The sequence below is a fragment of the Methylobacterium sp. WL120 genome (assembly GCF_008039465.1).
In the GTDB taxonomy this organism is placed as follows: domain Bacteria; phylum Pseudomonadota; class Alphaproteobacteria; order Rhizobiales; family Beijerinckiaceae; genus Methylobacterium; species Methylobacterium cerastii.
On sequence record NZ_VRUT01000022.1, the window covers coordinates 15,463 to 37,019 of the forward strand.

Consider the following 21,557-nt stretch of genomic DNA (forward strand, 5'->3'; position numbering starts at 1 on the left):
CGACGGGGGTTGGTGCGGCCGTTCGCGGCCCGGAAGGGCAAGGCGCACCGGGAGGGGTCGTGAGGAAAGGCAGAGCGGGCCCGTCCGAGGCGACGGACGGGCGGAACGCCTCGATACGTTCGGCGCTTCCGGGGCGTTCAAACGTCGCCGCCGACCGCGCTATTATCGCGACGAGGCTGCGTGGATGCCGTCGTCGGACCGGGCATCGACTAGGCCGCGGATCCGCTCCCTGACGGACGGCGTGGTGGGGTTGTAGACGATCAGGCCGAGGTCGGGGCGACCGTCGACGGCGAACGAAGAATACTCAAGCTCGATGGCGCCGAGGATCGGGTGCTTCAGTCGCTTCGTCCCCTCGCCGTGATGGTGCACCTCGTTCTCCCGCCACAGCACTGCGAAGTCCTCGCTCGTCCGGCACAGTTCCTCGACCAGTTCGCCGACCTCGGACGCCGCACCGGCGCGGGCCGCATCCGCGCGGAATGCCGCGACCACGTAGCGTGCCACGCTGTCCCAGTCGTGTTGGATCGCGCGAACCTGTTTTGAGCCGAACATGCGGCGGAGGATGTTGCGCTCGCCCGGCGGGACCGTGTCCCAGTCGGTCAGCACGACGGCCGACGCACGATTCCAGGCGACGACGTCCCAAGTCGCGGTCTTGATCAGCGCAGGGCTGGTCTCCAGCGTTTCGAGCAGTCGCTGCAGCCGGGGTGTGATCCCCTTGGCGACCGCGTAGCGGACCTCTGGCGGGCGTCCGAGGCCGAGCATGAACAGGTGCTCGCGCTCGGCGTCGGTCAGCATCAGCCCGGCGGCGATGCGGTTCAGCACGTCCGCGGAGGGCGCACCGCCGCGGCCCTGTTCCAGCCACGTGTACCACGTCGCGCTAATATTCGAGCGCTGGGCGACCTCCTCCCGCCGGAGGCCGGGCGTCCGCCTCCGCCCGGAAAACCCGAACGAGGACGGGTCGAGCTTCGCTCGCCGGTCCCGCAGGTAGGCGCCGAGGGGGTTCTCCGAGCCGGCCGGCATGGCGATCCTGTGAGAGATTATACCCTGATATGGTCACGTATTTTATGGTGACGCGAGCCGCGGGAAAGTGGGCCTTCCACACAACGCGGACAGTCATCCATGCGTGTATTCCTTACTGGCGCCACCGGCTTCATCGGCTCCGCGCTCATCCCCGAACTCCTCGACGCCGGGCATCAGGTCATCGGGCTGACCCGGTCCGAGGCCGGCGCGGCGGCGCTCCGCACGGCGGGGGTCGAGCCGCACCGGGGCGACCTTACGGACCTGAGCGGCCTGCGCGACGGAGCCGCCCGGGCCGACGGCGTGATCCATGCCGCGTTCGATCACGACGACTTCTCGGACTTCGTCGCCAACTGCGAGAAGGACCGGCGGGCCATCGAGGCCCTGGGCTCCGCGCTCAAGGGCTCGGACCGGCCCCTGCTGATCACGTCCGGCGTGGCGATGGGCTGCCCGGCACCCGGCCAGCCGGCCACCGAGGACGTCTTCGACCGGGACCACCCGAACCCCCGCGTCGCCTCCGAGCGGGCGGGTGCGGCCTTGCTGGATGCGGGCGTCAACGTGTCGGTCATGCGGCTCCCGCAGGTGCACGACACCGTCAAGCAAGGCCTGGTGACCTACCTCGTGGCCCATGCCAGGGCCAAGGGCGTCTCCGTCTATATCGGCGACGGCGCGAACCGCTGGGCCGCGGGACCGAGGCGCGACGTCGCCCGCCTCTACGTGATGGCGCTGGAGCGTGCCGAGGCGGGAGCCCGGTACCATGCCGTCTCCGAGGAAGGCGTTTCGCTCCGGGCCATCGCGGAGGCCGTCGGCAGGGGCCTGGGGGTCCCGGCGGTCTCCGTCGTACCCGAGGCGGCCGCCGAGCATTTCGGGTGGCTGGCTGGGTTTGCCGGGGCCGACATGACGGCGTCGAGCGCACTGACGCGGTCACGGCTCGGCTGGCAGCCGAACGGCGGGGGCCTGATCGCCGACCTCGACGCGATGGACTACGCCCGCGGTGCGGCGTGAGGGGCCGGCGTCCGCATGCGCCTGGCGGTTGGGGCGACGTCAGAGGGTGTCTTGCGCGGGATGGATCGCATCCGTGTCCGGACTCCCGGCCATGAATGCGACCAGGGCCGAGGCCACCTCGTCCGGTCGGTCCTCCGGCTGGAGGTGGCCGCCCGTGGTCGTGACGTCGGTGACGTCGTCGGCCCAGGCGGCCCAGGCATCCCGCGGGCGCCCCCCGCTTCCGTCGGCGCATGGCCAGAGCACCAGGACGGGGCAGTCGAGCTTGCGCCCCGCCGCATGATCGGCGTCGTCGTGGGCCGCATCCTCGTCCAGGGCGGACCGGTAGTCCTCGCACATCGCATGTCGGACCGCCGGGTCGCGGAACGCCGCCCGGTAGGCTTCCCGGGCGGGGGGCTCGATCACGGCGTCCCCGTCCGCACCCATCACGGAGAAGGCATGATCGAGGAAGGCGTCGGGGGCGGCGGCCAGCATCCGCTCGGGCAGATCCGCGCCCTGCGCCAGCATGAACCAGTGGAAGCTCCTCCGTGCGAACCGGTGGTCGACCGCGGCCAGCGCGTCGCGAGTCGGCACGACCGCGAGCGAGGCGAAGCGCGTCACGACACCGGGATGATCGAGCACCAAGCGGTATCCGGCCCGCGCCCCGCGGTCGTGCCCGGCCAGGGCGAAGCGGTAGTGGCCCAGCGTCCGCATCAGGTCGAGCAGCGCCGCCGCGATCCGTCGCTTGGTCCAGCGCGGAGAGGTCGCGCGTTGCAGGCTCGCGCCATACCCGGGCAGGTCCGGGACGACCACCGTGTGACGGCGCGCCAGCACCGGCGCCACCTTGCGCCAGGCGACGTGCGTCTGCGGGTAGCCGTGCAGCAGGAGGAGCGGCGGTCCCGAACCGCCGAGCACGCCTCCGAAGCGGACGCCCCCCGCCTCCACGTCCAGTTCCCGGAAACCTGGGAAGAATGCCGGGCTTGGTGATGGGGGGATGGCGTCGGGCTCACGCGGCCTGGTCATGCGTCAGCTCCTGTTTACCTCGGCCACGAAGGCCGCCAGTTCGCGCGAGAACCGTACGGGCTCCTCGTGGAACGGGCTGTGCCCGCTCTCGGCGTAGACGGACAGGCGGCTCTGCGGCTTGAGCGAGCGGACATGCTCGGCCATCGCCTGGCGCACGAGCCTGTCGTGGGCGCCATGCGTTAGAAGGATCGGACCACCGTAGGCCGCAAAGGCCGGCCCGAGGTCCGTGGTCGAGGTCCGTACGAAGCCCTCGTTCGCGGCGCGTGCCGTCATGCCGTTGACCACGAGCATTCGCTGGAGCTCGATGCCGGTCGGTGGCCGGTAGAAACAGGCGGCGAGGAAATCGGCCGTCGCGGCGACGCGCGTCGGGAGGTCGTGTGAGGTCGCGCTTCCCGTGAAGTCGCCTGCGAGCGGGGTGAGCAGGTCGGGCGCTAGCTTGGTCACGGCATCGACGAGGTTGACCCCGGCGATGTGCGAACCGCCGTACTTGCGCAGATACGCTCCCGCCACGTAGCCGCCGAGCGACCAGCCGACGAGGACGGGTCGGCGCAACTTGGCCGCATCTATCACGGTCGCGACGTCGTCCGCCCAGCGGTCGGCGTCGGAGTAGGCCTCCAGGGCGGTCGGCTTGTCGGAATCGCCGTGGCCACGCAGGTCGAAGCGGACCAGGCGAAGGCCCGAGAGTGCCGGGTCGTCGAACTGCTTGTCCCAACTGAGCCGGCTTTGGCGCAGCCCGTGGATGAACAGGATCTCCGGCGCACCGTGATCACCCTTGGCTTCGCCTGCTAGCACGGTGCCGTCCGACGAGCGGGCCGAGAAGGTCTCGCTTGCATCAGCGGAAGCGGTGGACGCACCCGCGCCGGTCGACGGAGACGGCCCGGCAACTGCAAACCTCGGCGGCATCATTCCTACGCCGACGGCGGCTGCGGTCACGAGGTGGCGTCGCGTGGGATCCATGGGCTCGCTCTGTTGTTTAACGATCACTAGCAAACCGCGCTTGACCCGTCCTGTCAAGCGTAGTTTAGTGTTCGTTATGGAAAGTGGCTTGAGACCGCGCGGCGGCCGGCCGTGGAGCTTCGACCGAGACGCGGCCGTCGAGACCGCGATGCGGCTGTTCTGGCGCCATGGGTACGAGGGTGTCTCGGTCGGCGACCTGACGAAGGCAATCGGCGTGGCGCCCCCGAGCCTGTACGCCGCCTTCGGCAGCAAGGCGGGCCTCTATCTGCAGGCGTTGGCACGCTACGAAGAAGAGCACGGCGGTCTCGACCTCGCGGCCATCGGGTCCGCTTCGTCGTTGCCGGACGCCGTGAGGACGCTGCTCGAAGGGGCCGTGGCCGCCGTCACGCGGAGGGAGGACGCGCGCGGCTGCATGATCTCAAGCGGGCTGGTCGCCTGTCATCCGGACCATGCCGAATTGGCGCGCGATGCGGCTGCGCGGCGGGAGGCGTTGCGTGGCCGCATCGCGCAGACCCTGTCCCCGTTTGCCCCGGACGATGAGGTGCGGCGGGTGGCGAGGCACGTGGCCGCGGTGATGCAGGGGATCTCGATCCAGGCGCGGGACGGCGTCGCATCGTCGGAGTTGCAGGGCATCGTCGAGGACGTCGTCGCCGGCATCGCCGCCCGCAACGCTTGAACGAGGCGGGTTCGGATGCCGGAAAAGGCGTCAAGCGTGAGTTGGCTCCGCTGCGCCCCCTTTCTCGGCCGACGGTCGGCTCACGACCATTGCCCTGGCGAGAGGCCTAGTGCCGGGCCCTTCGCGTCATCGCTCCGGCCATGGTGCGAAGGTCGGATGCCCGGGCGGCTATGGGCGCACGACGGTGTGCGGCGTGACCGTGTAGCCGAACGGGTCGCGGAACGCGAAGTAGCGGCCGAACGGTCCATCCTTGGGCGGGAACACGATTGCCGTGCCGTGCTGGGCGAGGTGGTCGTGCAGGGCGTCCGCGTCATCGCAGCCGAACCAGATGGCGATGCCCCGACCGAGGTCTTCTGTGTCCCCCAAGTCGATCACGGGCGTGCGGACGGCGAACGGGATGGGCTTGGTGTCGAAGACGACGGCGCCCGGCGGGTTATGGGCGGCCGCCTTCAGACCGACGACGTCCGTGTAGAAGGCCCGCGCAGCTTCGATGTCGGCGACCTGGATGCCGATGAAGTCCGGTCCGATGAGATGGGGCACCAAGATCTTCCCTTGGCCGACGTTGGACGATATTGTCAGTACACTGATAAATGTAAGGGCCCTGATATGTCAAGCGTGGACGCCGGGGCTGGCATGGGCGATCCGTACGGGACGGTCGGGTTCGCCCTGAAGCAGGCCCAGCACGCGCTCCGCACCTGTCTCGATGGCGAGCTGCGGGGGATCGGGTTGACCATGCCCCAATACGCGGTCCTCGCCTGCCTTCAGGCCAAGGCAGGGGCGTCGAACGCCACGCTTGCCCGCAGCGCTTTCGTGACCCCGCAGACGATGCAGGCGATCCTCGTCGCGCTTGAGCGTGCGGGCTTCGTCGAGCGGTCGGCCCACCCCGATCACGGGCGCGTTCTCAGGACCGAACTAACTGTGTCGGGGCGTGCCATCCTGGAAAGGGCTTCCGGAATCGTGGCCGATGCGGAAGAGCGTGTTCGGGCCGCCACGGCGCCCCTCGACCCCAGGGTCATCACCGCGACGCTGCTGCGGATCGCGGAAGCGTTCCGCTGAACGGTAGGCAGCGCATTCCCGCTCCGGTCGAGCGCCCGCTCCACTGCCGTCCGGCGGCACCGGCGGGCGGGCGCCTAGACACTCGGGACCCCTCCACCTGTGGTCCGCCCGGTACGAGCCATTGTTTTGCGAATTAGTTGGGCCGGGCGTTCGTCGAGCCATCCGCTGGCAGTCCCAGTCGATCCGAGACGTCCTTGACCGCCGCCCTCAGTCTCGGCGTCGAATGGTCGACGAAGGCGCGAAGGGCCCTGTTCCGCCGGGGGATCGGGTGAAAGAGTAGGTGGACCGGCAGGGGCTCCGGCTCGAACTCGCGAAGGAGCGTCGTCAGGCGACCAGCCTCGATGTGCTCGGTCACCTGATAGGCCATGACGCGGCAGATGCCGTGACCGCGGAGAGCGGCGTCGATTGCAGCACCTGCGCCGTTGAGGGCGATGCGGGGTCGTATGGTCGTCGAGAGACGACGTTCGCGGGCTGAAGACCGGTCGATGAAGTGCCACTGCTCGCGCTCGGCGCCGTCCTCCGTGCCGATGCAGCGGTGATGACCGAGGTCGCTTGGCGTCTGCGGCAGCCCAGCACGAGCGAGGTAGTGCGGCGCCGCGCAAACCAACCGCCGCATCTCGCCGAGCCTGACGGCGATCAAGCCGGAGACGGGAAGCGTCGCGAGCCTCACTGCGGCGTCGACGCCTTCCTCGACGAGGCTCACTACGCGGTTGAGCAGGAGCATGCGCAAGCCGATGTCGGGATGCTCGTCGAGGAACGACTCGACGACGGGCATCAGAATCGAACGGCCGAACAGCTCCGGGGCGGTCAGTGTGATCCTGCCGGTGATCCGGTCACCTGCCGCATCGGCACCATCCGCTTCGGCCAGTTCGGACAGGATGCCGCGATAGAGGGCCGCCTGCCGCTCGCCGCGCTCGGTCAGCCGCAGGGCACGGGTCGAGCGATGCAGCAGGCGCTCGCCCAGGCGCTCCTCCAGCATCGCCACCGCCCGGGTCACGGTCGCCGGCGAATGTCCGAGCTTCCGCCCGGCGGCTGCGAGCGAGCCCGTCTCGACGACGACGACGAACACAGCCATGGCGTCGAGACGGTCCATCGTTGCAGAACCTGAAATTATAGCTTGCTGATTGTCGAACTTATTGCGGCATCTGCAAAACGCTAGATCCCTTCCCATCGGTAACGCGGAGCGGCGGGGATCATGACGATGGAAAGACACGGCGAGACGCGACGCACCCTTCTCGGAACGCTCGCATTGGGCGCGACCGCCGTGGGGTTCGCATCATGGCCCGTTGCGGCGGCCCCGCACGCCTCTCTTCCGCACGCCCCCCTTCAACCGGAGAACAGCACTATGTCGGTCAGCTACAGCACCCAGAAGGTCGGCGATGTCGGCGTCTACTACCGCGAGGCCGGTCCACGCGATGCGCCGGTCGTCCTGCTCCTGCACGGCTTCCCCACCGCCTCGCACATGTTCCGCGACCTGATCCCGCTCCTGTCGGACCGCTACCGCGTGATCGCGCCCGATCTTCCGGGCTTCGGCAACACGACGGCGCCCGGTCGCGATGCGTTCGAGTACAGCTTTGATCGCCTCGCTGACGTGGTCGGGGGCTTCGTCGATGCCTTGGGCCTCAAACGCTACGCGCTGTACCTGTTCGACTATGGCGCTCCGGTCGGCCTCCGGCTCGCCATGCGCCATCCCGAGCGGGTCACGGCCATCGTCTCCCAGAACGGGAACGCCTACGTCGAAGGTCTCAGCTCCGAGTGGGAGCCGTGGCAGGCCTACTGGCGCGATCCGAGCCCGGCTAAGCGCGAGGCGTGCCGGGCCGCGCTCACCGACGAGGCCCTCCATGCCCAATACGAGCACGGCGCGCCGGCCGACCGCGTATCACCCGACGGGCTGACGCTGGACATGCATTACATGCATCGTCCGGCAGCGAAGGATATCCAACTCGACCTGATCCTCAGCTACCGCACGAACGTCGCTCTTTACCCGCAATTCCAGGCCTACTTCCGCGAGCACCTCCCGCCGCTGCTCGCGGTCTGGGGTCGGAACGATGCCTACTTCATCCCGCCCGGCGCGGAGGCCTACAAGCGCGATCTACCCGACGCCGAGATCCATTTCCTCGACACGGGACACTTCGCCCTGGAGACGCACGCCCCCGAGGTCGCCCGGTTGATGCGCGACTTCCTGGGACGGAAAATGGCACGTGGCTGACAGCTTTCTATCGCTCGCCAAGGGGGGCCGCTTCGTTGTTTTCTCTTCCGGAAGCGGACCGCCTACAAATTACTCTTCTTAGACATTCAAAGGCGTAGGGCTGCGGGGTTGGGCCCGCTGCTCGCGGGCGTAGTGGATTGGCGGTCTGCCGACATGACGAGCGAAGGCGGTGCTGAAGGTGCTGGCAGACCCGTAACCCACGCGCTCGGCCACCTCCGCCACGCCGGCTCCCTCGCGACCGAGCAGATCCTTCGCCAGCGCGATGCGCCACGCCAGCAGATACGCCATCGGCGCGACGCCGACCTCGCGCCGAAACCGTTCGAAGAACGTCGAGCGCGACAGTCCCGCCTCTCGGGCCAGGGCCGCGACCGTCCAGGGAACGGTCGGTCGCTCGTGCATCCGGCGCAACGCGGCGGCCACGCGCTCGTCGGCAAGTCCCCGCAGGAGGCCCGAGGGCGCCGTCGGACCCGTGGTTGACCGGAGCGCCTCGATCAGGAGCACCTCCAGGAGCCGCGCCAGGACCACCTCACGGCCGGGCCTGTCCGCCCGCGTCTCCTCGTTCACGAGGCCGAGCAGCATCGTCAGTCGCCCGACGCCGCGCACATGGACGAACCGAGGCAAGAGCGACAGCAGCAGTTCTGTGTCGTCGGAGGCGAAGGTGCAGTGCCCCACCAGCATGCGCAGGTCGGGCGGCACCTCGGCAGGGCCGAGCCGGAACACGCCGGGGTCGACCTCGACGGGCGGCGGCGCCCGACCCGCCGACGGCGCGACGAGGCTGGAGGCGGCGAAGGCGCTGGCGGCGGGGATCAGCACGAAGTCGCCGGCCGCGAGGATGATCTCTGCCTCGCCGTCGATCGCGAGCCGGCACGCTCCCTCCAGCACCGCCGCGTAGAATGGCTGGCCGTGGTCGTCGCGGCGCACGGTCCAGGCGCCGCCGGCCAGGACCAACTTGGAGAACGAGGCGCTGGGCTGAAGCAGCCCGACGACCTGGGTGAGCGGGTCGACCACTTCGGACGCTCGCCAATGCAATATGGACTTACGCCCGTATCACGTCCGGCAGAGCAGTCCTATCACCCCGTGGTGCGTCACACGGGAGGTCCCCATGAACACGATCCTCATCACCGGCTGCTCATCCGGCTTCGGCCTGGAGACTGCACGCCTGTTCCTCGACCGCGGTTGGCGGGTCGTCGCCACGATGCGCACGCCTCAGGCGGCCCTGCTCGCGAAGTCCGACCGCCTCACCGTCCTGCCACTCGACGTGACCGATGCCGGCAGCATCGCCCAGGCAGTCGCAGAGGCTGGGCCGCTCGATGTTCTGGTGAACAACGCGGGCGTCGGGTTGTTGAACGCCCTGGAGGGCTTGTCGATGGAGTCCGCCCGGGAGGTGTTCGAGACGAATACCCTCGGCACGATCGCCATGACCCAGGCCGTGCTGCCGCAGTTCCGGGAACGGGGCGCGGGAGTGATCGTCAACGTCACGTCGAGCGTGACTCTGCGGCCGCTGCCGCTGCTGGCGGTATACACCGCGAGCAAGGCGGCGGTGAACGCCTTCACCGAGTCCCTCGCGCACGAGCTCTTGCCACTCGGCGTGCGCGCCCATCTCGTCATTCCCGGCCGTTCGCCGGAGACCTCGTTCGGGGCCAACGCCCGCACCCGTATGGGGATGAAGGTGCCGGAGGCCTACGGAGACTTGGCGGGCAAGGTGTTCGCGAACTTTCAGCAGGCGACGGAAGAGCTAACCCGGGCCTCAGACGTCGCCGAGGCGGTCTGGCGTGCAGCAACCGATCCGGCTTGCCCGATGCGCCTGCCTGCCGGCGCTGATGCGATCACCTGGGCGGCGGCCTGACACGAACCCGCGAACGTCTGCTTCCGCTACATATTTGGGCGGAAGCGGACTGGCAGATATCCACCCAACTCGGTCGTAGAGCGGACCGGCAGATCCCGACCCATGCCAGCCGTACCGACTGACGTTTGCACTTCTCGCAAGCGGCCGTTCAACACGGCTTCCAGCTTCGCTCATTCGAACGATCACCGGTGCTGGTGCGCGAGGCGCCCAGCCCTATACCTGCCGCACCATCCCCCTTGGCGGCGCTCGTCGTTAAAGCGGCTCAGGCCTGCAGGGCCGTGATGACCTTGCGCTTGTGCGGAAGGACCGGCTGCCATCCCCGGGTCTAAAGGGCTGCACGCCGACGTTGCAGCCCGGCGGCGCCGATCGCGAGGTGGATGCGTCGGTTCGGGTCATCAATTTCGATGGGGTCGCCCTGCTCGAACAACCTAATCAATCCCCCTTCGGCAGCCTCCGGTGCGGATCGGTGTTGAACCATGACCCTGGCAGAGATGCCCCTAACTGCTTGGTAGAACGAGGAGATCTAAAACTTTGGGTGGGGTCGCGATCGGGGCTGATCGCGACTCCAGGTCAATGGCTTTTAAGCCGATTCCGTAATGACTTAGCAGAGCTATAGGAGTGATCAAATTTTAATGGCAATCTACATACTGAACTAGTATCGACCACAACACATCACGCTAAGCTTTGTTCAAGAAGCCATCTAGGTATAAACGGATCACCCCACGTCAAATATTATTAATCAACATTTTCTGTAAATGGCAGACAGAAAAATCATTGCAATTGCCATGCTCAGTGCCACCAGCGGACTCATGTATCGCAAAGCCTCTAACGTAAAAAGGAATAAAATTCCAATAAAGGTTATTATCACCGATCGACTCCAAGCTAGGTCTGTGATGGTACACAGAAGAAATACGATTTTCGTTGATGATCTGCATGATCTGCACGAGGCGGATAAAGTGTTTGGAGATGCGCTTACATTTTGATCGAAACCGAGCCAATACTATTGACATGTCCAAACAGTCGAGGCCGAGACTCTTCGGCATCTCGGCCCGCACGCTCACACGATCAGGCTTGGAGGCCATTCCAGTAAACTCAGTATTTTCTACCGATGAAAGTGCAATTTTTGTCAGTCCGACCGTGTCGTTATAAGGCGATAGATTGGGGTTTTAGAGATCGTTAAGACATGTTAACAAGGCTTGAAGTGCCGGGTATAAGGTGCGCTTTCGTTTAGCGCATGGGGCCGGCGAAAGGCTAGAGCGCTCGATGCACCCTGACGATAAACGAACAGATTCCTGGGATTCAAACCTGGGGCTTGGTGCGCTCGTGTTGATGACAGGCCTGGCCGTTGTCACATTGCCGATGGCGGCGCTGGTCTTCGCGTTTGACCAAGTGTCGTTGCTGATGAGCAATGCGGCAAAAGCCTTTCTCCGTAAGGCGGCGACCTAATAGGCGGTGTGCGAGACTCCAACCAAGGATTTGGAGCATTTTCCCTGATTCCTAGAGCATGAAAATGCTCTCACCATTCGTGCTAGGCATTCTCTTCCAGCGAGGTGGCATCTGCCGCTCTTGTGTATGCTCTCATTCCAATAGACGTCATCTTGCGAGTCGGCACTCGCGGCTTGTCCAGGAGCCAATGCTCACCTGCTTTGGGGCCGGGTCTGCGTGCCTTGGACGATGCTGACGAGGTCCCGATGACGTGGGCGCGGGATCTATCCGTCGTCGAATAAGTCCTTGTGGCTCCGCGCGTAGCCCCGGTAGGCTCGTGACATGGCCGCGATGGTCGATCAGACTGACGACCGTCGTCCGATGGGCCCCATCCTCACCCGATGTCCGATAGTCCGTTGCGAAACTATGCAGGTACGCTCGCTCCCGGTGCGGAGGAATTCTGGCACGCCCTGACGTCACGTCACATGGCCGCTGGTCACGAGCGTCCTCGAGACGGCATCCGGCGCCGGCCGTGCCACCTGGACGATCGGGCACCTTACTCGTGGCGCGCATCAGCCTTGGCCAAAGAGCTTGAGCGACACGGCGGAGCCGTCGATCGCCTCGATGCCGCCCGCGCAGTTGATGGTATGGAGCCGAGACCCCGTCCAATCCGGACCAGGCTGGATGCGATGGCGTATTATTTGAGCAAAATGGCTTTCGCTCAGTTCGGTGACTTCGGCCAGGACTAAGGCGCCTCCATAGCGCTGCGTACAGTCCTGCGCGGGCCGCCACAGCCGACCTTCGTGGATCCGCATACAGCCCGCGGGCCGCGCCATCCCGGCATCAATGATGATGGGATTGTGCGGATGGGCGATCCAAGGTCCAAAGAGGTCGGAAGCGGTGAACAGACCGAGCGTATCTGAATAGGAGCCTGTCCCGTCGTAAAGGGTCGCAAACATCCACCACCGGTCGCCATGCTTCATTACTGTCGCGTCGCTGGCCACCAGATCGGTGAGAAGGTCCCGGTCCCGGACCCAACGCCAGGGGTACGGGTCAGCGCGATACAGCGACACCGTCCGGTTTGCCGCGGTTTCCGGGATCATCCAGACGTTTCCCGCATGCGCGAAGACGAAGGGATAGGAGAGATGAAAGCTTTCCTCCAGGACCGGGATCGCAGGCCCGACCGGTCCGTCTGGGCCGAATGCGAAGGCTGAGATCACCGCCCGGCCTACATGGTGATCGAAATCCTCAACAAACAAGGTAGACTGACCCTGCCAGGAAAAGGGGAAGGGGTCGGCATAGAAATGATGGCCTGGCCCGGTGAGGACCCGCCAGGGGGCTCCGTCGAGGGTGCCCTTGTCCCAAACCGTCTCGCCCGAGCGCGCGAAGCGCCATCCCGTTCGCCAGTGGTTGGGATAGGCACAAAGCCGGTACATGCGCCGAACGAGCAAGCGAGCCACCCGACGCAAGACATAAGCGCCCAGGGATCCAGACCCGATCGCCGTGATCGGAACGGCGGGCGCACGCCGATCAGGTGCACGAATCGCCATCGCGACAAGCTGGACGAGACGCGTGGCGACGGCCTCGTAGGCATCGCAAAGCGTCGCCACAGCGTCCAACGCAACGATCCCCCGAGCCAGCACGACCTCGTTGTTTTCCACGACCTCAACCAGCGGCGGTCGGCCTTCAAGCAAGGCGTGGAGTAGGGACGCCTCATCGTGATGTCCGTCGAACCGGATCCGCCAGATGGTGCCCTCTTCAGAAGGCATGGTCGCGCCGGGCAACACGAGCCGAACGCTCTCAGGCCCGTGCGAGTCCGGCATAGCTAGACGATCCGGTGCGATCCGGATGCTCGGTCGCTGTCTCGGTCGAGGCCATAGAACGCGCTCCAGAGCAAATAAACTTTCCAGACCGGGAGGGCAGGGTTCCGACACACCAGTCCAATGAATGCTGGGGTGAACATCCATAGCCTTCAATGTATCCACGAGCTCCGTATGCCATTGACGAACGGACGTTCGAGATAGGCATAATCCAAATTTTAAATGGACTCGTCCGGAGGCGGCGCCTAACTTAAGATTCATTGTGACGCCGCCTTTAAAAATTCTTTTCTATGCAACATATGACTCAGTGTTCGAATGATTTGCATGGCCGTATTTTTGCGCCCAAAAAATCGCTAGCCGAACTGGCAAATTCGCATATTCGTTCATTCTATTAGAGCCAACGTCGGAACGGTCCTCGAACTATATCTCTAAATCTCTTGATAGCCATTCAAAGGCAGCGGTCCCTTAAGGTCATACATCAGATGCATGAAATACGTATGCCTGGTCGAAAGCCCGCCCCCACTTTTGTCAAGAGAAGCCTAACGATCGCGAGCCGTGGAAACCTCGCTCTAAGCGGGCGATTCATCAAACAAGGTCGCTATGCTGGTTACAGTGTCATAAGACAGAAAGGCAATCGACTTGGATTGAAAATCCGAAAACTATATGTGGAGAAAGCTGATTGGACCTCCTGGCCATGAAGTTGTGTCTGCGTTGCTTAATTACCGTAACACGGGCGGGCGGTTTACCCGGCCGGCGAGGCTCGTGCATGACGTCGCAGCAGGGTTGAGAGGTTAAGGAGCCCGGACATGAGACCTGCGCGTCGACCGCTCAATCCGCCACGTCCGGGTCGCCGGCATCGCCTCGGCGCCGAACCCGATTTTCGTCCAGGCGCGCGTGAAATTGGCCATCTTCGTTCGGGAGATGCGTATCGGTATGGGGTTCCGGTTCGGCTTTCAACAACTTTACCCTATGGGCCTCAAGCTCTCTCAAACGCTCGTCCTCTCTGCCGGCGGCAAGAACGATGCGGGACCGTCCGTACGAAACTGGGATCCGCGACGGCCGAATATGCCAGAAGGATCTAGCCAAGCTGCCGCGGTGCGCCTGCGCAGAGTCGGCGCCTCACGGAAGCCGCCGCAAGGCCATGTCCTCGGGCCAAGTGCCGGATCTGCACGTCGCGACCGCTGGCGCCGACGACCGCTCCGGCCTGATCCGCGTTCGCGCATACCGCGTCGCAGGCCCCCTTGGGACCGTATCGATCTGCTTCACCTTCGACCCAGTATGGTGAGCCGACTCGTGGCCGAGCAGGTGTTCGTCATATTATTGAGCCACTGGTGCTGGACTGTATGTTCGCCGCGAAGGGGGGGCAATCTGCCGCTTCACCTGCTGTCCCGACCAGTCGTCCGAGACGCCGTCGGCCTCCCTCTCCCCGCTCACGGCTTCCAGAGCTACGAAGGTCCCACGTGGATTCTAGGTAGTTTGACCGAAGCAGCTATGGTGGCACGCCGGTTGCTCGATCCCTAATACAATGGTGGTTCACGCCATACCGCGTCCCAAATAGGGACTGGTATTGAGGAGCTTGCCGATACGAGGTGCGGTCGGGTCTGTCCGTCTTACAACCGGCCGAGAGGAAGATGATGCCGAGGCCCGCTTCGAATGGCTTCCAAGATTGGCCGGTTCAGGCCAGGGTTATCCGTTTGCACGAAGATACCGTTCCAGTGTGGCACGTCCTGCAGAAGCGGAAACTCCTGTTGGCGATGACGATGGTGCTGGGGGCAGCGTTGGCTGCGTCTTTCGTGCTGTATTTTCCGCGCAACTATACGAGTGAAACACAGATACTTGAGGATCCGCGGGGATTAAAGATTTTTTCGTCAGAAGATCTTACGCCGCAGGGGCAAGCCGCAGACATGACGACGGCCTTGGTTGAGACGCAGCTTCGAGTTCTGACCTCCGACAGCGTTCTTCAGAGAGTGGTTGCGCGTCTGGACTTAACGCACGACCCAGAGTTCGACGGATCCGAACGCAACCCCATTCAGGCCGCCATCGAATTCATCAAACGACGCCTCGGTTCCGACGGAAAAGCGGAACCTCTGGAGACCGTGGCGCTCAGGAGTCTTCAGGATAAGGTGCGTGCGCAGAGGTTGGACCGCGGCTTCGTGATACAGCTTCAGGTCACGGCCCATGATGCAGACAAGGCCGCGTCGTTGGGGCTCGCGGTGGCGAAGACGTATATTGAGGGTGAGGCGTTAGCCAAGCGCGAGACCGCTCGCCGCGCCGGCGGGGAGGTACGTGACCGGTTGGACGATCTCGCTACGCGGGTTAAGCAGGCGGAGGAGGCGGTCGAAGCCTTCAAGGTCAAAAACCGGTTGGTTGGGGCCAGCGGCGAACTCGTGAGCGCTCAAGAATTGAGTGCTCTCAATCTACAGATTGTCACAGCTCAGACGAAGACCAGCGAGCTGAAAGCTCGCGCGGATCAGATCCAATCGCTCGCCAAATCCGGCGTCGTACCCGACAACCTACCGGAGAGCGTAAAGTCCTCCACGATCACGTCTTTGCGAACCCAGTTTGCGGAGGCCGATCGCCTGCAGGCGGACGCCGCGGCCCGCCTCGGTCCGCGCCACCCTGATACACTTTCGCTGCGCAATCAAATCGACCGCCTGCGCGGCCAAATCAACGCAGAATTGTCTAGGATCGCCGCGGCGGCCCGTAGCGAGTACGAGCGCGCGCGCGTCAACGATCAAGCGCTGGCGCGGTCTCTGCAGAGTCTGAAAACGCAGGCGCTCGACGTCAGTCAATCGCTCGTCCGGCTCCGGGAGCTCGAGCGGAAGGCACAGGCCAGCCGTACCGTGTATGAGAGCTACCTGGCTCGAAGCCGTGAGATCGGTGAGCAGCAGGGCGTCGATACTGGAAACGTTCGGATCATTTCGCCGCCCCTCCCCCCAAACAAGCCGACCGGACCTCCGGCCACGCTGATCGTTCTAGCCGGGGGCGTGCTCGGGATCGCACTGGCCGCGGCATCAGCGATGTTGTTTGAGGGGGTCAGGCGGCGATCCGCACTTTAACGCTGACCGGGGGGTATCGATCAAAGTAATAATCCCGAGGCCGCTGAGCCGCGAGGGCTGGGAGACCAAAGCGACCCGAGCCATTGTCGACCCATCACGATCGCATCGCCCGCTTATCGTGGGCCGCCCACAACGCTCTGACGAGCATCAATTTATCATCGAGGTTGAACGGAATAGTAATCGGGTCCGCGCCTATCGCGGACAGCAGGGTCTTCGCCGGAATGATGCATCAAGTTTTAGGCGGCACTCTCGCGAATGACGAGGTTTCGCTTGGGGAAATCGGACAGAATTTCCTTGGCGGCTACCGCGTTCTGGTAGTGTCCGTCCTCGGGGCTGCCTTTCTGGCCATGGCGTATGTTGCGGTATCGCCCGCGGACTACCGCTCGGAGGTACGGATCAGGATTGATCCGAGACAGCTGCGGATGCCTTTCCCTGAGCTCGAAGCGAAGGCGATCGCAGACAACCGGATGGCGATCGCGTTTCTGGATAGCCAGGTCCGCGTCCTCAAGTCTTCCACGGTACTTGGCTATGCGATCGATACAATCGGATTGAACCACGATCCGCATTATGCGACGGCGGCGCCGTCACTCTGGGCTCAAGCATTGCGTTTACTACCGGGGAATACCGAAAACGGAGGCCCGGTACGGGTGAAAGATACTCCTACGCTCCAATGCGAGGCTGCGGCCCCGATCACATCGGCGTGCCGCACTTTGACGTTCAGGGCTGCGCTCGATCGGCTTGCCAAAGACGTTACCGTTCGGCGTGCAGCAGGCAGCTATGTAGTGGTCGTCCAGGCGCGGAGCAACGAGCCCGCGATGGCGAAGCGGATCGCCGATGCGATCACGACAGCCTACATCGAGGATATCCGTAGGGCGCGGTCTCGCAGGCTCACCGAGGCGGGCCGCCAGGTCACATCCGGCCTTTCGGCCTTACAAGAGGCCGTCGAGCTCGATGAAGACCGGATCGTCGAGGCTTCGCGACGCTTGCAGATCGTGCGAGGCTCCGACGGCAGCGTGGTCGACCAGCAACTGAAGGAAGTGACGAAGGTTCTGGGGGAAGCGCGCCTGCGATCGCAGGATCTGCAGACGCAGAGCGATTACCTTGCCAGACTGTCTCGATCCGATTCCGGTTTGGACGCGGTACAATTCCCCGACTTTCCAGGGCTCGAAGCTCTTCGCGTCCAGGAAGCGGCGCTCGCACGTCAGGAGGGAGCGATTGTGGTCAAGCTCGGCCCACGTCACCCGGACGTGATGCGGTTATCTGAGCAACGCAGACGCAACCGTACCCTTCTGCGACGCGAGCTTACCCGGACCGCCGAAGCCATCCGCAACGAGGCTGGCCGGGCCCGCGCCGTCGCCGGGGCACTCTCTGTCCGCGCCGAGGAACTGAAGCGAACGGTGTTGGCGACCTCCGCGGCGTCGGTCGAGGTACGCCAGCTCGAAAGGATCGCGAAGGCGGACGGGACCGTCCTCCAGGTAGCCCTCCGCCGCGCAGCCGAACTTGATCAGGTTAGTTCGATAAGTCCCTATGACGTGCGTCTTCTCGGTCCTGCGGACACGCCCAGGGGACCGACCGTGCCACGGTCGAGCATCGTCGCGGCCGCCGCCTTGGCCGGCCTATTCATAGGTGGCGCATGGGTCGCGACACGGTACACGCGCGTCGACAGGCGGGTTCCGTACGAGATCGCGTTCCGAGGATCGATATGCGCATGACGACCCGGACCGCCTTCCTGATGCCGCTCTACAATCCGGATCCCAAGGCTCTTCGAAGAACACTCGAATCGCTGCGGGCCCAGACCGTGTCGGCCGACATCGTCGTTGTCGACGATGGATCGCATTTGCCCGTCGACGGCCTGTGCGGTGGTACAGATGTCACCGTCATACGCCTAGACTGCAACGAAGGCATCGTCGGTGCGCTCAATCGCGGGTTAGTCCATATTCTGGAAAAAAAATACGACTATATCGCCCGTATGGATTGTGGCGACACCTGCCTGCCTGAGCGAATCGCTGCCCAACAAGCTTTCATGGATCGGGAACTCGACGTGGATCTCCTGGGGGCTCTGGCATCAATTGTCGACGAGGATAATCGATATTTGTTCACCGAAGGCACGCCAGGCGATGCCAAGGCTGTCCAGCAGAAGCTTTGGGACAATGCCGCCTTCAAACATCCAACGTTTTTCCTGCGAGCGCGATCTCTTGCACAGCTTGGGCTGTACTCGCGGCATTATCCACATGCCGAGGATTACGAGTTCGCCCGGCGCTACGCCAAGTACGGCGTTATTGCGTGTCTCGATACTGTCCTCATCGTCTACGAGAAGACGACGGGCGGACTGAGCATTCGTAATCGTGGAGCACAATTGCGGTCTCGTCTACGAGCACAGCTGCGTTACTTAGATTGGCGGCGCATGGCGGCATTCCTCGGTGTGTGCCGCACGCTCGCGACCATGGTCATGCCGGCCAGCGTCTGGGCCCGCGCCTCGAAACTTTATTGGCAGAGGATGGAAAAAGGGCGTCATCCTTGCCGAACGGACGGCGGTTTGTGAAACCTGTCACGAAGGCGACGCGTCGGTCGCGGATCGCGATCACGCTCTTCGCCCTGGCGATAGTCCTGCTCCCGATCACAGGGTTGACCGGGCTGGACGCGCTTGGTGAACTGAAGGGCTCGGCGAGTGTTTACGTCCTACTTCTCGTCCTCGTGGCGATGTGCTTCTATGGACGGCTGGCGAGTGTGATATTGCCCCGTGTCTTGCTCGTCTTCATCGCGCTCCTTACAACCTGGATCGTTGTGGATGCTGCACTCAACATCGAATTGATCGCGACAGCCGCACTGGGAGTTCGATCCGGCGGCGGGAAATTTCTGACGTCGTCGATGGTTATAGGTTTCGGCGTCGCCGTATCTATCGTCGCGGCGCATATCTTGGGCGATCGGCACTGCGTCCAAACCGCGTTTCTTCGTCCCCTGAGTTGGGGTGTCCTCTTATGCGCGGTCTTCGCAGTCCCAGAACTCCTGACGTGGGTGTCGCCGGCCATGACGCCGGTCTATCAAGCGACGACTGCGTTGTTTCACACGGTGGAGACCGAACAGGGCCGGGTCATCGGCCGACTAACGAGCATCACATTTGAGGCTCCGGATCTGGCCTACTTCACCGCGATGGCGTTGCCCTGGCTCCTGCTCGGATCGCGGTTGACGTTCGCCCGAATCGGCGAACACGGCCGGGCCCTTGCACATGCAGCGTCCGTGGCAGGCCTCGTTCTTCTGCTGCTGAGCCAGTCGCGTACAGGATTTCTAATGCTGGCAACCATCGTCGCGGCCGAGACCACGTTCTGGGTGGGCCTCCGACGACTACGCCTGCCTGCCGCATCGATTTCGATTGCGCTCGCCGCATGCATCGTCTGCTATGTCTTCTTCATCTCGCATTGGATCTCGACGATCAGTGCGACGGCAGTCGCTAATGAAGACGTCTCGACAATCACGCGATCTGCCCTCCTTACCGCGCAACTTTCGATTTTCGCCGAGCATCCATTCATCGGCGTCGGTTTCGGTCAATACGGCTTCTACGTGCCCGATGTTCTGCCGTCCTGGGCCTGGAGCAGCTACGAGATCGAACGATTCTTCGAGACCCAGGGGGAATTTCCGGCCTCGTTCAACGTCTTCGGGCGGATCGGGGCCGAACTCGGCATGCCTGGACTGCTGATATGGTTCGGTTTCTGGATCACAGTCGTGCACCGGGTCGCCGCGTCAGCTTCGTCGTTGCCCGACCGGTCGTTCGCACTCTACGTCAACCTTGCGATCCTGTCGTCTACGCTTACCCTCCTCGTCGGGGGTATTAGCACCGATGCCTTTCGGCGGCCGGAAACCTGGATTCTGATCGCGATCGTAAGCCTCTACGCCGGTCGGAGCGGTACGCGTCAGGAATCCGTATGAAGCTTCCCGGCACAGGGCGCGGGACAGGCCCTGGAGCGTGGACCCTGGCCGCGTCAGGATGCATCCTGGCCGCGTCCATTGCACTGGCCGCTTGTGCCGAAGAGGTCGCCACCGCCCCCCAGGACGTCGCCGCGACCTTGGCGGTCCAACTCACGGACCAGTCGCTGCGCACGGTGCGTTGGCGTGAGGACCTTGATCTGGCGGTACGGATCGGAGCGTCCGTGGTTCGGGTCGATTTCAATTGGCCCTGGACCGAGACCGAGCCCGGCCGCTACGACTGGTCGACTTATGATGCGTTGGCGACCGAATTATCGAAGCGCCGGTTGCGGCCGCTATTCATACTACATCGGCCCAATCGACTTCATGGGCGATCGTTGGACTCGCGCGACTCAGGGGACCAGGAACCCGTCGTAGCGCCGCCGCGCAGCGCGGACGAAATCACCGCCTTCGGGCGTTGGGCCGCAGCTGCAGCCCTCCATTTCAAAGCGCTCAGGCCGATCTGGGAAATCTGGAACGAGCCTGACGGTGAAGGCTTCTGGCCGCCACGGCCGAACCCAACGGAGTACACGCGTCTGGCTCGTGCGACGTGCGACTCGATCAAAAGCGTGGTCCCCGATGCCTTTGTGGTCGGGCCGGCCGCTGCGGAGATGCCCACGGTCTGGGACGCTACGAAGCCGTTGGTGAACGAAGTCCTGAGGGATGTCGGACTGATGCGGTGCCTGGATGCCGTCAGCCTACATACCCATCGTTTTGGACAGACGCCGGAGACGGTGAGTCGTGACTACGCTGTATTCCGCAAGATCAGAGCCGGTCTGTCCGCCCGCGAAATCCCCATTGTCGATACTGAATGGGGCGATTCGGTCTATCGCTCGGGGCTCACGGAGGCGCGCCAGGCCAGTTGGCTGACGCGCATGTTCCTGACGAACATCGTCGAGAACATTGCCCTGACGAACTGGTACTGTCTCGTCGATACCGGCGACGACGAGGGGGAGATGGAGGATCGGTTCGGTCTTGTGACCCGGACGGGCCGCCTGCGTCCCGGGTTCCTGGCCTACCGGACGCTGTCCCAGGCGTTGCGCGGCCACACGCTGCGAAACGTGATCGCCCGCTTCGATCCGGAAACGGCGAAGGGTACGACGGTCCTGATGTTCTGCAGGCCGGACAATGCCTGTAAGATCGCGGCCTGGACGACGGAGATGCCGGATAAACCCCTACGGTTCGTCATCCAGGGGTGGGGCATTTCGGGCCCGATCGTCGGACATCTCGGCCAAAGGCTGCCATCGACACCGCAGGACGATACCTCGGCCACGCTCTCGCTCTCGACCGACGTGCAGTTCGTCCCAATCAAGCGGCTGTCCAACGATCAGAACGGGACTGCAATCCGAAGGTGATGGTCCCATCGCCCGCAGGCCGCGCCGGGGCGTATCGTCGGCAAAGCGTCGTCGTCCTGCCTGACGTGCGTGGACGCGTGGTCTGTTCGTGAGCCGCACAATTGCATGCCGGCCGGATCAACTCGCGGAACCGATCCACCAGGCATCCAGTGGATCGGCGAACGCCAGCATCAAGC

At 64.1% G+C, this 21,557-nt stretch carries 19 protein-coding genes; 11 read left to right on the forward strand and 8 right to left on the reverse strand.

Going from position 1 to position 21,557, the window contains the following annotated elements:
* Window positions 1-162 precede the first annotated feature (162 nt).
* Window positions 163-1,017, reverse strand: a complete 855-nt coding sequence (locus FV229_RS06785; protein ID WP_147751226.1) for a helix-turn-helix transcriptional regulator — start codon at window positions 1,015-1,017, stop codon at window positions 163-165.
* Between the two features lie 99 nt (window positions 1,018-1,116).
* On the opposite strand from FV229_RS06785, the gene FV229_RS06790 reads away from it, so the two are divergent.
* Entirely contained in the window at window positions 1,117-2,019 is a 903-nt protein-coding gene (locus FV229_RS06790) for an SDR family oxidoreductase (RefSeq protein WP_147751227.1), read from the forward strand.
* Between the two features lie 39 nt (window positions 2,020-2,058).
* Here the strand turns inward: FV229_RS06790 and FV229_RS06795 are convergent, their stop codons facing one another.
* Both FV229_RS06795 and FV229_RS06800 read right to left on the reverse strand, forming a co-directional pair.
* Window positions 2,059-3,018 (reverse strand): alpha/beta hydrolase, encoded by a 960-nt coding sequence (locus FV229_RS06795; protein ID WP_147751228.1) that lies wholly within the window; start codon window positions 3,016-3,018, stop codon window positions 2,059-2,061.
* Window positions 3,019-3,021: 3 nt separating this feature from the next.
* The gene (locus FV229_RS06800) at window positions 3,022-3,810 is read right to left on the reverse strand and encodes an alpha/beta hydrolase (protein WP_246688081.1); all 789 of its coding nucleotides are present in this window, start codon (window positions 3,808-3,810) and stop codon (window positions 3,022-3,024) included.
* A 313-nt stretch (window positions 3,811-4,123) separates the two neighbouring features.
* On the opposite strand from FV229_RS06800, the gene FV229_RS06805 reads away from it, so the two are divergent.
* Window positions 4,124-4,651 carry a TetR/AcrR family transcriptional regulator gene (locus FV229_RS06805; RefSeq protein ID WP_210246589.1) on the forward strand — a complete coding sequence of 176 codons (528 nt, stop codon included), beginning with the start codon at window positions 4,124-4,126 and terminating at the stop codon, window positions 4,649-4,651.
* A gap of 168 nt (window positions 4,652-4,819) precedes the next feature.
* Here FV229_RS06805 and FV229_RS06810 read toward each other — a convergent pair whose 3' ends face one another.
* On the reverse strand, window positions 4,820-5,191 hold the full coding sequence (locus tag FV229_RS06810) for a VOC family protein (protein WP_147751230.1): 372 nt from the start codon (window positions 5,189-5,191) through the stop codon (window positions 4,820-4,822).
* A gap of 93 nt (window positions 5,192-5,284) precedes the next feature.
* Here FV229_RS06810 and FV229_RS06815 point away from each other — a divergent pair, with 93 nt between their 5' ends.
* On the forward strand, window positions 5,285-5,707 hold the full coding sequence (locus FV229_RS06815) for a MarR family transcriptional regulator (protein WP_147751231.1): 423 nt from the start codon (window positions 5,285-5,287) through the stop codon (window positions 5,705-5,707).
* A gap of 133 nt (window positions 5,708-5,840) precedes the next feature.
* Here the strand turns inward: FV229_RS06815 and FV229_RS06820 are convergent, their stop codons facing one another.
* Window positions 5,841-6,800 (reverse strand): LysR family transcriptional regulator, encoded by a 960-nt coding sequence (locus FV229_RS06820; protein ID WP_147751232.1) that lies wholly within the window; start codon window positions 6,798-6,800, stop codon window positions 5,841-5,843.
* A 252-nt stretch (window positions 6,801-7,052) separates the two neighbouring features.
* On the opposite strand from FV229_RS06820, the gene FV229_RS06825 reads away from it, so the two are divergent.
* Window positions 7,053-7,916, forward strand: a complete 864-nt coding sequence (locus tag FV229_RS06825; protein ID WP_210246591.1) for an alpha/beta hydrolase — start codon at window positions 7,053-7,055, stop codon at window positions 7,914-7,916.
* Between the two features lie 78 nt (window positions 7,917-7,994).
* On the opposite strand, the gene FV229_RS06830 is transcribed toward FV229_RS06825, so the two are convergent.
* Window positions 7,995-8,924 (reverse strand): AraC family transcriptional regulator, encoded by a 930-nt coding sequence (locus FV229_RS06830; protein ID WP_147751233.1) that lies wholly within the window; start codon window positions 8,922-8,924, stop codon window positions 7,995-7,997.
* Window positions 8,925-9,018: 94 nt separating this feature from the next.
* On the opposite strand from FV229_RS06830, the gene FV229_RS06835 reads away from it, so the two are divergent.
* On the forward strand, window positions 9,019-9,762 hold the full coding sequence (locus FV229_RS06835) for an SDR family oxidoreductase (RefSeq protein ID WP_147751234.1): 744 nt from the start codon (window positions 9,019-9,021) through the stop codon (window positions 9,760-9,762).
* 325 nt (window positions 9,763-10,087) lie between these two features.
* On the opposite strand, the gene FV229_RS06840 is transcribed toward FV229_RS06835, so the two are convergent.
* Window positions 10,088-10,285, reverse strand: coding sequence for a dihydroxy-acid dehydratase (locus FV229_RS06840; protein WP_348644173.1), 198 nt, complete (start codon window positions 10,283-10,285; stop codon window positions 10,088-10,090).
* 740 nt (window positions 10,286-11,025) lie between these two features.
* Here FV229_RS06840 and FV229_RS06845 point away from each other — a divergent pair.
* Window positions 11,026-11,208, forward strand: a complete 183-nt coding sequence (locus FV229_RS06845) for a hypothetical protein (protein ID WP_147751235.1) — start codon at window positions 11,026-11,028, stop codon at window positions 11,206-11,208.
* 551 nt (window positions 11,209-11,759) lie between these two features.
* Here the strand turns inward: FV229_RS06845 and FV229_RS06850 are convergent.
* Window positions 11,760-13,010 (reverse strand): formyl transferase, encoded by a 1,251-nt coding sequence (locus FV229_RS06850; RefSeq protein ID WP_147751236.1) that lies wholly within the window; start codon window positions 13,008-13,010, stop codon window positions 11,760-11,762.
* Between the two features lie 1,631 nt (window positions 13,011-14,641).
* Between FV229_RS06850 and FV229_RS06855 the strand changes: the two genes are divergently transcribed.
* The 5 genes from FV229_RS06855 to FV229_RS06875 all read left to right on the forward strand — a co-directional run bounded on the left by FV229_RS06855 (window position 14,642) and on the right by FV229_RS06875 (window position 21,381).
* The gene (locus FV229_RS06855) at window positions 14,642-16,066 is read left to right on the forward strand and encodes a GumC family protein (protein ID WP_281406700.1); all 1,425 of its coding nucleotides are present in this window, start codon (window positions 14,642-14,644) and stop codon (window positions 16,064-16,066) included.
* Window positions 16,067-16,287: 221 nt separating this feature from the next.
* Complete coding sequence (locus tag FV229_RS06860) at window positions 16,288-17,778, forward strand: hypothetical protein (RefSeq protein WP_147751238.1); 1,491 nt, start codon at window positions 16,288-16,290, stop codon at window positions 17,776-17,778.
* Entirely contained in the window at window positions 17,775-18,608 is an 834-nt protein-coding gene (locus FV229_RS06865; RefSeq protein ID WP_187275079.1) for a glycosyltransferase, read from the forward strand. Before FV229_RS06860 ends, FV229_RS06865 begins: the two co-directional genes overlap by 4 nt.
* Window positions 18,605-19,990 carry an O-antigen ligase family protein gene (locus FV229_RS06870; RefSeq protein ID WP_147751240.1) on the forward strand — a complete coding sequence of 462 codons (1,386 nt, stop codon included), beginning with the start codon at window positions 18,605-18,607 and terminating at the stop codon, window positions 19,988-19,990. Before FV229_RS06865 ends, FV229_RS06870 begins: the two co-directional genes overlap by 4 nt.
* Window positions 19,987-21,381 carry a hypothetical protein gene (locus FV229_RS06875; RefSeq protein ID WP_147751241.1) on the forward strand — a complete coding sequence of 465 codons (1,395 nt, stop codon included), beginning with the start codon at window positions 19,987-19,989 and terminating at the stop codon, window positions 21,379-21,381. The genes FV229_RS06870 and FV229_RS06875 overlap by 4 nt, the downstream gene beginning before the upstream one ends.
* Window positions 21,382-21,557: the final 176 nt, after the last annotated feature.